Here is a 13,168-nt window from a genome sequence, read left to right as displayed (position 1 = left end):
TCGGTTATGATTGCTGGGTGCATCCGCGGTTCGCGCCCGGATGCCTGGAGACGTCGCATAGTCAGGCCTAGTGCACCACCCTGCTAAGGTGGAGTCCTCGTAAGGGGACCGAGGGTTCAAATCCCTCCGTCTCCGCCATATTCCCGCCGGTATCGGCGTCCTTCCTGGGCGAGATCTCGCGGATTCGTTCCTTCTCGATCTGGTTGATTCCTTCCTAGATGTGGGCAGGACGTGGGCGATGACGCGCTGGTCGCCACGGATCGCCAGTCCGACGCCGTCGATCGGCAGGTCGTCAGCTGGGCCTGCTGGCGGCCCGTCGAAATCGTTGAGGCACGAACGTCCCATCCGACGATCGCAAGCGCCGCATCGCGGTCGGTAACGATTCGATCACCTTCATTTTCGTACTTGACGCCGCACGGCGTCGATGCACATACTGAGGGTGGCAAAACGATTGGGCAAAGCAATGGCGCAGAACAGAGTGACGATCAAGCAGGTCGCGGCAGCGGCGGGCGTCTCGATCACGACGGTCTCGCACGTGCTCAACGACGTCCCTGGGAAGCGGATACATCCGGAGACCCGTGAACGTGTGCTGGCCGAGGCTGCGCGGCTGGGGTACGCCCCGAACATCTTGGCGCAGAGCCTCCGCACCCAGCGCTCGCACACCATCGGCCTGATCGGCGACGAGATCGCCACGACACCGTTCGCGGGGAAGATCATCCTCGGCGCTCAGGATGTGGCGACCAGTCATGACTCCGTGGTCTTCGTGGTCAACACCGGCTACGAACGGGCCGTCGAGGAACGCGAGATCGACGCCCTTCTTCGCCGGCAGGTCGACGGCATCCTCTATGCGGCGATGTACCACCGCCCGGTGGAGCTGCCCGCGAAACTCGCCGGTGTGCCCACAGTGCTCATCAACGCCTCGTGCGCCGACCCCGCGGTCGCGTGGGCAGTGCCCGACGAGGCCGCCGGCGGCGAAGATGCCGCGGAGGTCCTCCTCGCGGCCGGACACCGCAGGGTCGCGTTCATCAACGACATCGATGACATCCCCGCCGCGTTCGGCCGCGAAGAGGGTTTCCGTCGACGCGCCGCAGCGTGGGGGCTCGCCCACGAGGACCTCCAGGTGATCGCCGCCGACGCCGATCCCGAGGGCGGCTACCAGGCCGCACGACGCCTCTTGGAGAACGGCGACCGCCCGACCGGCATCTTCTGCTTCAACGACCGCCTCGCGATGGGCGTGTACCGCGCTGCTGCCGAGCTGCACCTGCGGATCCCGCAGGACGTGTCGATCGTCGGTTTCGACAACCAGGACTTCATCGCCGACGGGCTCTACCCCGGCCTCACAACGGTTGAGCTTCCTCACTACGACATGGGCGTATGGGCAGCCGAGCAGCTCTTCCACCAGATCTCGACGGGTCGCGCACCCACCGCTGCACCGAAGACGCGCATCCGAGGACCGGTCATCCACCGGCACTCGGTAGCGCCACCCTCCCAGGATTCGAGCCCGGGAGAGTGGCACCAACCGGCTGACAGGCGCGGCAACGCCTGATCCGTCGATGAACCGCAAGACAATCACCACCCGAACAGGAGAGATCAGTGTCCCGAAAAATCGGCCGCATCGTTGCGGCTAGCCTAACGACCCTCGCGGTCGTCGCAACAGCGGGCTGCGCCGCAGGAGGATCCGGCGACGGGTCCGATGGTGCAACCACCATCGACCTCTGGACCCATGCCGGCGGCAACGACGCCGAGCTCGGAGTCATCAACACCATCGTCGACGACTTCAACGGCAGCCAGGACGACTACGTCGTGAAGGTCACCGACTTCCCACAGGACGCTTACAACGACGCCGTGGTCGCGGCAGCGACGTCCGACAGTCTGCCGTGCATCGTCGACATCGACGGACCCAACGTCGCCAACTGGGCGTGGGCCGGCTACATCCAGCCGCTCGGGCTCCCCGACGACACTTACGACGGTCAGTTGCCGGGCACGCTCGGCAAGATCGACGGCGAGGTCTACGCGTACGGGTTCTTCGATGTCGCGCTGGCGATGTTCAGCCGCGAATCGACGCTCAACGACGCCGGAGTCCGCATCCCGACGGTCGACGAACCCTGGACCGGCGAAGAGTTCGACGAAGCGCTGACCAAGATAGACGCGCTGGGCCAGTTCGACTATCCGGTCGACTTCGGCACCGGCGGCGGCGGCGAATGGATCCCCTACGCCTACTCACCGCTGCTGCAGAGCTTCGGCGGCGATCTGATCGACCGCTCCACCTTCGAAACCGCCGATGGCGCCCTCAACGGCCCCGAGGCGCTGGAGTGGGCGACCTGGTTCCGCGGCCTCGTGGACAGCGGCTACATGGCGCAGACATCGGGCACGGATGCCACAGCGGACTGGGTGAACGGAACGAGCGGCATCCTCTACACCGGCAACTGGGCCGACACCACCGTTCGTGAAGCGTTCGACGACGCGGTGGTGCTGCCGCCGCCGGACTTCGGCAACGGGCCGACCATCGGAGCGGGATCGTGGCAGTGGGGCCTGACAAGCAGTTGTGACGAGGTGGAGGGCGCTCAGGCTTACCTGGAGTTCGCACACGACACCGAGTACTTCGTCGACTACGCCGAGGCAACCGGGCTGATCCCGGGAACACTCGCCGCAGCGGAGGAGGTCCCCGCGTATGCAGAGGGCGGCGACAGCCGCATCTACCTCGAGCTCGCGAACCAGTTCGCGGTGGTCCGACCGGAGACAGCCGCGTACCCCTACATCTCGTCGGTGTTCCAGAAGGCCACGCAGGACATCCTGGCGGGCGGCGACGCGCAGGCGATCCTCGACAAGGCTGTCACGGACATCGACCGCGACATCGAGCAGAACGGCGGCTACACGTTCTGATCTAGAACGTCGCCATCCCGTGGGTGCGGTGCTGCACACGCGCACCGCACCCACGGACCGACAGGGGTACCACCATGACCACATTCCGCACGTTCGACGCTGCCCGCGCAGAGTCGATCGACACTCCTCCCGACCCGCCCGTGAAGCGGACCAGGTCCCGGGCGCTCAGAGGCGAGCGATCCGCAGCCGCCTGGATGATCAGCCCCGCGATCGTCCTGTTCATCCTGTTCCTCATCATTCCGATCGTGCTGGCATTCGGGCTCGCATTCACCGATACCCGGCTCATCTCGCCCCGTCCCGGTCGGTTCGTCGGGCTGGACAACTTCGCGTACCTCTTCACCGATCCGGTGTTCTGGGCATCGGTGCGCAACACGTTCTACTTCGCGATCGTGGTGGTTCCCGTTCAGGCCGGCTTCGCGCTGCTGCTGGCGCTGCTCGTGAATGCCAAGGTTCGCGGCACGAACTTCTTCCGCACCGTGTACTTCTTGCCCGTCGTCACCTCGATGGTCGTCGTCTCGCTGCTGTGGCGCTTCATGTACCAGAAGGACGGCCTCATCAACCAGGTGCTCGGCGCGTTGAGCTTCGGCACGTACACCCCGATCGACTGGCTGAACGATCCCGTCTGGGCGATGCCGGCCATCATGTTCATGTCGATCTGGCAGGGCGTGGCGTTCCACATGGTGATCTGGCTCGCCGGCCTGCAGACCATTCCTGCAGAACTGTACGAAGCATCCGAGATCGACGGGGCGAGCAGGTGGCAGCAGTTCCTCTACGTCACCTGGCCGGGGCTGCGACAGACGGCCACCCTCATCCTCGTCACGATCACCATCGCCGCATTCAGCCTGTTCACCCAGATCGCGGTGATGACAGATGGCGGGCCGCTCGATACCACGACCACGGTCGTCTACCAAGCGGTGCGCACGGGATATCAGCAGCTGCAGACGGGACTGGCGTCCGCCATCTCTCTCGTGTTCTTCGTGCTTGTCCTGATCGTCTCCGGCATCCAGCGCTACCTCACCCGCGAAAGGAGCTGATCGCGATGTCCGCTACACAGCGCCTCGTGCTTCCCGACGTCACCGACACCCAGCCGCGGGTCGCCCGCCCCGGTCGGGGCCGCGCGGTCGGCATCACCTTGTTGCGCAGCGCCCTGGTGCTGTTCTTCGCCCTGCCGATCGTCTTCATGGCGGTCTCGTCGTTCAAACCGGACCTGCAGATCTTCGCCGACCTCGGATCCTGGCGGGCGTTCGCCCCGGTCGGGGATGTGTCCCTCGACAACTACGAGGGTGTCTTCAACCGGGTGCCGTTCTGGCAGTTCCTTGCGAACTCGATCCTGATCGCCGCTACGACCGTGGTACTCGGCATCCTCATCAACAGCATGGCCGCGTTCGCACTGGCACGACTGCGGTGGCGAGGCCGGGGGCTCGTCCTCACCCTCATCCTGGCCACGCTGATCGTGCCGTTCGAGACGCTCGCGTTGCCCCTGCTGTGGTGGGTCAACAAGCTGCCCTCGCTCGAGGCCGAGGGGTTCAGCCTCGCATTCAGCCAAGGCTGGCTGAACACCTACCACGTGCAGATCATCCCGTTCATCGCCAACGCGTTCTCGGTGTACCTCTTCTATCAGTACTTCTCCTCCATCCCGAAGGAACTGGACGAGGCCGCCCGTGTTGACGGGGCGGGGTGGTTCAGCATCTACCGCCGCATCGTCATGCCGTTGTCCGGCCCCGCCATCGCCACGGTCGCAATCCTGACCTTCCTGCCGGCATGGAACTCCTATCTCTGGCCGCTGATGGTCGTGCAGAGCGAAGAGCTGCGCCCGGTGATGGTCGGCCTTCAGTACTTCTTCCAACTCAACGTGTCGTGGGGTCAGGTGATGGCGTACTCATCGCTCATCACGATCCCCGTCGTGGCGCTGTTCATCGCATTCCAGAAGTCCTTCATCAACTCGATCGCATCCTCAGGAGTTAAAGGCTGATGCCATTCACACTTCCCGACGCATGGACATGGGACATGTGGTTCGCGGACGACGGTACGGACTACCACGTCTTCTATCTGAAAGCTTCCCGCGCCCTGCACGACCCGAACCGCCGACACTTCCATGTCACTGTCGGGCACGCAGTCTCGGACGACCTTCGGACTTGGCAAGAGGTGCCCGACGCGCTGATCGCCGCCGACGGCCCGGCATTCGATGACTTCACCACCTGGACGGGTTCTGTCGTGCAGGGCCACGACGGTGTCTGGCGGATGTTCTACACCGGTACGTCCCGCGCGGACGCCGGCACCATCCAGCGCGTCGGCGTCGCGACCTCCACGGATCTGTACCACTGGGAGAAGCAGCCTGGTGCGATCGCCGAGGCAGACCCGCGCTGGTATGAGAAGTTCGACTCCGGCGACTGGTTCGACGAGGCGTGGCGCGACCCGTGGGTGTTCGAAGCGCCCGGCATTCCGGGATGGCAGATGCTGGTCACGGCCCGCAGCAAGCACGGAGCCGCAGACGAGCGCGGTGTCATCGGACACGCCACGTCCGCAGACCTCTCCACCTGGACGGTGCAGCCGCCGTGGTCCGATCCCGGAGCCGGCTTCGGACAGCTGGAAGTCCCCCAGGTCGCCGAGATCGACGGTCGCCACGTTCTCATCTTCAGCTGTCTGGCCGGCGAACTGAGTGCGTCACGACGCGACAGCGCCGGGGGAGTGTGGGCGGTACCGATCGACCGTGCTGAGGGTCCCTATGACATCCGCCGGGCCGCGCGTCTCACCGACGAATCGCTGTACGCAGGTCGCTTGGTCAGGCACCGCGATGGTCGCTGGTACTTGTTCGCCTTCCTCCACGTCGACCCGGCCGGCGACTTCGTCGGCGCACTCTCGGACCCGTTGCCGGTCTCGTGGGGCGCCGACGGCAATCTGCGCGTGACAGATGGCCGTTTCGACCACATCCACCACGGTGCGCTGCGCGTTCCCGCAGCGACCCCCCACGCGACCTGAACCACCCCGCCGTCGAAGGAGATGGACATGAGGACAACCAGGATGAGTGCGCCACGGCGCGCTCTCGCCGCCGCACTCTCAACCGCACTCGCCGTGGGGGCACTGAGCTTCACGGCACCGCTCGCGGCGACCGCCGCAGCAAACACCATCGAAAACCCGAGCTTCGAAACCGGCGACCTCACAGGCTGGACGGCGGCGGAGGGGAACGCGTTCACCGACACGCACGTCAGCGACGCGACCGACTGGGGCTGGGGCTGCTGCTTCAACCCCGATGGCACCTACCATCTGTGGGGCGCGGCAGCCGGCGACGATGCACCGACAGGGAAGCTGCGGTCCTCGACCTTCACCCTGGGCGGAATCGGTGAGGTCAGCTTCCTGATCGGCGGCGGCAACGACATCGACAACCTCTATGTCGCATTGCGGCGCGCCAGTGACGACACCGAGATCCGACGCGCGACCAACACCTCGTTCGCCGACTCGGAAGCGCTCACGCGAGTCGTGTGGAATGTGTCCGCGGAGCTCGGCGAGGATCTCTATCTCGAAGTCGTCGACAACTCATCCGGCGGGTGGGGGCATATCAACCTGGACGACGTCCGCACCTACACGGAGACGTCGGTCACCCAGGTGATCAATCCTGGATTCGAGAGCGGCGACCTCACCGGCTGGAACGTCGTGAGCGGGGATGCCTTCACCGACGCGCACGTCAGCAGCGCGACCGACTGGGGATGGGGCGGGCCATTCAACCACGGCGGCACTCATCATCTCTGGGGTGCCAGCGTCGGAGGTGACGCGCGCACCGGCACGCTGCGCTCCTCCACCTTCACGCTCACCGGGACCGGCACCATCGAGTTCCTCATCGGAGGGGGTAACGACGTCGACAATCTCTACGTCGCCCTCCACCGCGCATCCGACGGAGCGGAACTCATGCGGGCGACCAACACGGGCTTCGCGGACTCCGAGAGCTACTCGCTGGTGCGATGGAACGCTGCCGCCCACCTCGGAAAGGACCTGTACTTCGAGGTCGTCGACACCGCCACCGGCGGATGGGGACACATCAACGTCGACGCATTCGACACCAACGTCGAGGTTCTCGGCTACGAGTTCGACAACGCCGGTTTCGAAACCGGAACGCTCGACGGCTGGACCGCAGAAGGAGCCGCGTTCAGCGCGGCACACGTCTCCGACGCCACGTCCACCCCGGACGGCCACCCCTTCGAGGCGGAGGGCACGTACCACCTGTGGGGTGGCGCGCTGGACTCGGATGCCGCCATCGGCGCCCTCACCTCACCCCGATTCCGCGTCGGCGGGGACGCGGAGGTTCGGCTCCTCCTCGGCGGATCGAAGAACCCCGACGTGTACGCGGCCATCATTTCGGACACCGACGGCAGTGAGCTCGCACGCGTCGGCGTTCCCCAGGCGACCGACACGTATCAGCCGGTTGCCATCGACCTCGGTGCGCACCGCGGCGACGTGGTCCGCCTGCGGTTGGTGGACAACTCGACCATCGGCCACCTCAACGCCGACGGAATCCGAACCCTCCTCAACGACCCGATGCACTGGTCGTTCGACGAGGGATCCGGCACGACCGCCGCCGGTGGGGCAGCGACCCCCGATGCCGTCGCCTACGTGTTCAATGATGCTGCGGACAAGCCTGACAGCGACCCGCTGTGGACCGCCGGCGTCGTCGACGGTGCGCTGCTGTTCGACGGCTACTCGACATCCATCGAGCGGGCGGGGACTGCGGCGCTCGTCCCCAGCAGCACACTCAGCATCGAAGCGTGGGTCGCCCCGCGCTCCTACGAGTGGGGCGACCTCGGCCAAGCCTCCGCCATCGTCAATCAGCACGACGCCAAGGCCAAGACCGGCTACCTGCTGGGCATGTACCGACACGGCGCGTGGGGCCTCGAGCTCGGAGACGGCGTGAACTGGCACACCCTCCGCGTCGGCGACGACGCCGTGCTCCCCACCTATGAATGGAGCCATGTCGCGGCTACGTACGATGCCGGCACGGGACTGATCCGCCTGTACCTGAACGGGGAACAGGTCGCTGAGAAGAACATCGGCAAAGGCACCCGCATCCTCGCCGCCGATTCGCGGCCGCTGCTGATCGGCCGCCACAACAACGCCGCGGTGATCAACGGCGTGTTCCGCGCGAACATGTGGAACGGGGCCATCGATGAACTGACGGTGACCGACGCCCTTCTCGGTGCCGATGAGATCGCTGCTGCCGCCGACGCAGGTGCAGACGCGACCGCGCCGGCGATCACGCCGTCCCGCGTCCGCTTCGACGGTGACAGGTACCGGCCGCAGTACCATTTCCTGCCTCCGGAGCATTGGATGAACGAGCCGCATGCGCCGGTCTTCTACGACGGCAAGTACCACATCTTCTACCAGCACAACCCGCAGGGACCGTACTGGCACCAGATCCACTGGGGGCACGCCGTCAGCGACGACCTCGTCCATTGGGAGGACCTGCCCGTCGCGATCGCCCCGACTGCGCCCGTCACACCGGACGGCGTCTGGTCGGGGAGCGCAACCCTCGACGCCGACGGGAAGCCTGTGCTGTTCTACACCGCCGGCAACGACGCGGCCGTGCCGAATCAGGCCACCGGGCTGGCGTGGCCTGTGGACGGAGCGGCGAACAGCGATCTCACGGAATGGCGCTTGGAACCCGCGCCCGTCACGACCCAGGCGCGCGATCTGGCGTCCCCGGTGGGCACCCCGTGGTTCGGACAGTTCCGCGACCCGTTCGTATGGAAGGAGACCGCCGCGGACGGGCAGCCGATCTGGTACCAGATCGTCGGCTCGGGCATCCTCGACGGGGACACCCGCGTCGGCGGAACCGCCCTGCTCTACACGTCCCGTGATCTGGTGAACTGGGAGTACCGCAATCCCCTCTTCATCGGCGACGCCCTGAAGTACCCCAAAACGGGGCAGGTGTGGGAGCTGCCTGTGCTGCTCCCCGTCGGAGCAGTCGACGGCGAGGAGAAGCACGTCCTGGTCGTGAACCCCTGGTTCGACGGGTACAACATCGACACGGCGAAGAACACCTACTACTGGGTGGGCGAATGGGACCGCGACACGTTCTCGTTCGTGCCCGACCACGAAGAGCCACGCATGTGGGACTACGGCGAGCACTTCACCGGCCCCTCCGGCATGGTCGACCCCGACGGCCGCACGATCCTCTTCACGATCACCCAGGACGGGCGCAGCGAAACCGACCACTACGGCGCCGGGTGGGCCCACTCCATGGGGTTGCCCGTCGCGCTGGGGATCCTCCCCAGCGGTGATGTCGGTATCGAACCGATCGAGGAACTCGAGTCGCTGCGCGCTCAGCAGGTGGTCGACCTCAAGAACACCACCGTCGCGAAGGCCAACACCGCCCTGGCCAACACCCAGGATCAGCTCACCGACCTCCTCGAGGTGAAGGTCGAATTGCAGGTCAAGGGCACCGACTCGGCCGTCGGCCTGGAGGTGCGGCGCAGCGCCGATGGCGCGGAGCGCACGATCCTGACCGTTGACCCGGCAGAGAACATGCTCGCCGTCGATCGCAACTTCTCCAGCCTGGATCCGGACACGCGAAAGGGTGTCAACTCGGGCGAGTTCGTCGTCGGCGCCAACGGCAAGGTCACGATGCACGTCTACGTCGACCGCTCCGTCGTGGAGGCCTACGTCGACGGAAGGAAGTCCCTGACGACCCGCGTCTACCCGACACTCGCCGACGCGGTCGGACTGCGGGTTCTGGGTGACGCCAAGGTCCAGATCAAGTCCCTCGAGGTCTGGAACCTCGATGGGGCTTTCGGCCCCGTCACGCCCTCGCACTTCGACGAGCCCTCCACGCCCGAAGGAGCCGGACTTCCCAATGGAGACTTCGCTTCGTGCGATCTCAGCGACTGGATGATCCTCGAGGGCAACGCCTTCAGCAACGCCACCGTGACCAACGCCGACGACTGGGGATGGGGTGGCACGTTCCGACAGGCAAACGCTTGGGGCAGCACCGACCGCTGCCACCTGTGGGGCTTCGACGAAGCCGTCGGCGACGCCGGCACCGGCGCCCTGCGATCCGCCACCTTCACCCTCGGCGGTGATGGCCAGATCGACCTGCTCACCGCCGGCGGCTACGACCCGGACAACCTCTACGTGGCCGTCATCCGCGCATCCGACGGAGCGATGCTCGCCAAGGTATCCGGAAACGAGCAGGAGGCGCTGCGCGCTCAATACCAGCGGCGAGACCTGGACCTGGCGGAGCACCTGGGCGAGGACCTCTATATCGAGATCGTCGATCGCGCCACCGGCGGGTGGGGGCACATCAGCGTGGACGACATCAACGTCCCCACGATGGAGTAGTCGCGGTGTGTCGGGCTTGCCATCCTCCCGACTGAGCACGGGAGGATGGCGGGCCCTCCGCACCGACGTCATGAGCCCGGGTCCGGACACCCCTACGTCGTGGCGGAACTGCGACTGCGACATGCCGTTCGCCTACGCGTCGAACGGGGTTGTCAACACCCGCCTGAACACGGTGCCGTCTGCGTAGTGTTGGCGGCGCGGCGAACAAGACGCCGGGAATCGAAGGCGATCATGCACAACCGCGGAACCACGACCAAGGCGCGCACCGCGCGACCCCGGACGAACTGAATGTCCACGAAGAAGGCGCCCAAGCCCTCGGCAAAACGCCTCCCCAAGCGACTGTACGAGGCTGAGCTGAAACGTCTGCAGGTCGAACTCGTCGAGATGCAGCAGTGGGTCGCAGCGACCGGCGCGCGCGTACTGGTGATCTTCGAGGGTCGCGACGCCGCGGGCAAGGGCGGTGCGATCAAACGGGTGGTGCAATACCTGAATCCCCGACATGCGCGCGTCGTCGCCCTGCCCAAGCCTTCGAAGAAGGAGCGCGGTCAGTGGTACTTCCAGCGCTACATCGAACGGCTTCCCACCAAGGGTGAGATCGTCCTGATGGACCGGTCCTGGTACAACCGCGCGGGAGTGGAGCGCGTCATGGACTACTGCTCCGAGGAGCAGTACCAGGCCTTCCTCCGCCAGTGTCCGATCGTGGAACGCCTGCTGATCGAGGACGGGATCATCCTGGTGAAGTACTGGTTCTCGGTGTCGGACGAAGAGCAGCAGTCGCGCTTCGCGTCGCGGTTGGATGACCCGATGCGTCGCTGGAAGCTTTCTCCGACCGACCTCGAGTCGATCCTGAGGTGGGAGGACTACTCACGAGCGAAGGATGCGATGTTCGCGGCGACTGACACTTCTGAGTCGCCGTGGTGGACGATCGAAAGCGATGACAAGCGCAGCGCGCGGCTGAACGTGATCGCACACCTGCTCAGCAGCATCCCGTATCAGCGTCTCGAGCTGGATGACGTCTCGATCCCCGATCGACCCGACGCGAACGACTACAAGCGACCCCCCGTCGAGCAGTTCCGCTACGTTCCCGACATCGCCGCCCGACTCCTCAAGACCCAGACGAAGCGGTCCTGAGGTGCGGGGTGAACGGCGCTTGCGTTGACCCCTAATCTCTCCCGGTGTGTCTGGATAAGCTCGTTTTCCGAAAGTTGGTAAACAATGGCGTCCGACCTCAGGAGCTCCGAGTGGTACTCGGGTGACGATCGGAACGCATATATCCACCGGGCGTGGATGCGGCGGGGTCTGCCTGACACCGCGTTCCGCGGGCGGCCGCAGATCGCCATCGCCAACACCGCCTCCGACCTGACCCCGTGCAATGCGCACCTCGACGAGGTGGCGCAGTCGGTGAAGAACGGCATCTACGAAGCGGGCGGGATTCCGCTGAATCTGCCGGTGGTCTCGCTCGGCGAGACGCAGGTGCGCCCGACGGCGATGCTGTGGCGCAACATGATGGCGATGGCGACCGAGGAGATGCTGCGCGCCAACCCCATCGACGGCGTCGTGCTGCTGGGGGGCTGCGACAAGACGATTCCGGCGCTGCTGATGGCCGCGGCATCCGTCGATCTTCCTGCCGTTGTGATTCCGGGCGGTCCGATGCTGACCGGCCACTTCCGCGGCGAGGCGCTCGGCTGCGGAACGGATGTCTGGCGGCTCAGCGAAGAGGTCCGTGCCGGCACCCTGAGCGAGGCGCTGTTCGCCCGGTCGGAGTCGTCGATGATCCGGTCGAAGGGTCATTGCAACACGATGGGCACCGCGTCGACCATGGCCCTCGTCGCTGAGGCGCTGGGAACGATCATCCCCGGCCTGGCCGGCACACCCGCGCCGGACAGCCGGCTGCTCGAGGCCTCGCACGAGACCGGACGGCTCGCGGTGCGGCTGATCGAACAGGACCGCCGCCCCTCGACGATCCTCACGAAGGCGAGCTTCCACAACGCGATCGTCGCGCTCGCCGCGATCGGCGGCTCGACCAACGCGGTCGTGCATCTGCTCGCCATCGCCGGTCGGCTGGGGATCGATCTGACCATCGACGACTTCGACCGGGTCGGCGCGGAGGTGCCGCTGCTGGTGAACCTGCAGCCGGCCGGCCGCTACCTGATGGACGACCTGTACCGGGCCGGCGGATTCCTCGCGGTCCTCCGCGAGGTGAAGGATCTGCTCGACCCCACCGCACTGACCATCACCGGTCGTCCGCTCGTGGACTACCTCGACGACGCGCGGATCTGGGACGCCGATGTCATCGCACCCCGCGATGCACCCCTCATTCCGGCCGCGGGCATCAGCGTGCTGCGCGGATCCCTCGCCCCGGGCGGCGCGATCATCAAACCCGCCGCCGCGTCGCCCCACCTCTTGAAGCACCGCGGCCGTGCCGTGGTGTTCGACTCCATCGAATACTTCCACGCCCGCATCGACGACCCCGACCTCGACATCGACGAGGACTCGGTCATGATCCTCCGCGGCTGCGGCCCGATGGGCTACCCCGGCATGCCCGAGGTGTCGAACATGCCGCTGCCGAAGAAGCTGCTCGAGAAGGGCGTCCGCGACATGGTGCGCATCTGCGACGGACGGATGTCGGGCACCGCCTACGGCACCGTCATCCTGCATGTCACGCCCGAGGCCGCCGCGGGCGGGCCGCTCGGGCGAGTGGAGACCGGCGACTGGATCAGCCTCGACGTGCGCAACCGCCGCCTCGAGGTCGAAGTCCCCGCCGACGAACTCGCGGCGCGCGGCATCAACGACGCGACCGTGCAAGGCTTCGCTAACCCCCGCCGCGGCTGGGAGCGGCTCTACATCGACCACGTCATGCAGGCCGACACCGGAGCCGACCTCGACTTCCTGGTGGGCTCCAGCGGATCGAAGGTCTCGCGGGAGTCGCACTGAGATCGCCACGCTGCGCTCGTGCGCT

At 66.2% G+C, this 13,168-nt stretch carries 8 protein-coding genes and 1 tRNA gene; all 9 read left to right on the top strand.

Going from position 1 to position 13,168, the window contains the following annotated elements:
• The first annotated feature begins 46 nt into the window (after positions 1-46).
• The 9 genes from ABG085_RS16430 (at position 47) to ABG085_RS16390 (ending at position 13,143) form a co-directional block, all read left to right on the top strand.
• A tRNA-Ser gene (locus ABG085_RS16430) sits at positions 47-138 on the top strand.
• 325 nt (positions 139-463) lie between these two features.
• Positions 464-1,546, top strand: coding sequence for a LacI family DNA-binding transcriptional regulator (locus ABG085_RS16425; protein ID WP_347976819.1), 1,083 nt, complete (start codon positions 464-466; stop codon positions 1,544-1,546).
• A gap of 47 nt (positions 1,547-1,593) precedes the next feature.
• Positions 1,594-2,883: an extracellular solute-binding protein gene (locus ABG085_RS16420; protein WP_347976818.1), complete on the top strand. Its 1,290-nt coding sequence runs from the start codon at positions 1,594-1,596 to the stop codon at positions 2,881-2,883.
• Positions 2,884-2,957: 74 nt separating this feature from the next.
• Positions 2,958-3,917: a sugar ABC transporter permease gene (locus ABG085_RS16415; protein WP_347976817.1), complete on the top strand. Its 960-nt coding sequence runs from the start codon at positions 2,958-2,960 to the stop codon at positions 3,915-3,917.
• 5 nt (positions 3,918-3,922) lie between these two features.
• A complete protein-coding gene (locus tag ABG085_RS16410; RefSeq protein WP_347976816.1) occupies positions 3,923-4,855 on the top strand; it encodes a carbohydrate ABC transporter permease in 933 nt (310 codons plus the stop codon).
• Complete coding sequence (locus ABG085_RS16405) at positions 4,855-5,862, top strand: glycosyl hydrolase family 32 (protein WP_347976815.1); 1,008 nt, start codon at positions 4,855-4,857, stop codon at positions 5,860-5,862. Before ABG085_RS16410 ends, ABG085_RS16405 begins: the two co-directional genes overlap by 1 nt.
• A gap of 27 nt (positions 5,863-5,889) precedes the next feature.
• A complete protein-coding gene (locus tag ABG085_RS16400; RefSeq protein WP_347976814.1) occupies positions 5,890-10,209 on the top strand; it encodes a GH32 C-terminal domain-containing protein in 4,320 nt (1,439 codons plus the stop codon).
• Between the two features lie 288 nt (positions 10,210-10,497).
• Positions 10,498-11,340, top strand: coding sequence for a polyphosphate kinase 2 (ppk2, locus tag ABG085_RS16395; RefSeq protein ID WP_347976813.1), 843 nt, complete (start codon positions 10,498-10,500; stop codon positions 11,338-11,340).
• Positions 11,341-11,424: 84 nt separating this feature from the next.
• Complete coding sequence (locus ABG085_RS16390) at positions 11,425-13,143, top strand: IlvD/Edd family dehydratase (protein ID WP_347976812.1); 1,719 nt, start codon at positions 11,425-11,427, stop codon at positions 13,141-13,143.
• The last annotated feature ends 25 nt before the right edge of the window (positions 13,144-13,168 follow it).

It is taken from the genome of Microbacterium sp. ProA8 (genome assembly GCF_039905635.1).
GTDB classification, from domain to species: Bacteria; Actinomycetota; Actinomycetes; order Actinomycetales; family Microbacteriaceae; genus Microbacterium; species Microbacterium chionoecetis.
Note: the sequence above shows the minus strand (reverse complement) of the source record. Positions and strands in the feature narration are given on the sequence as shown.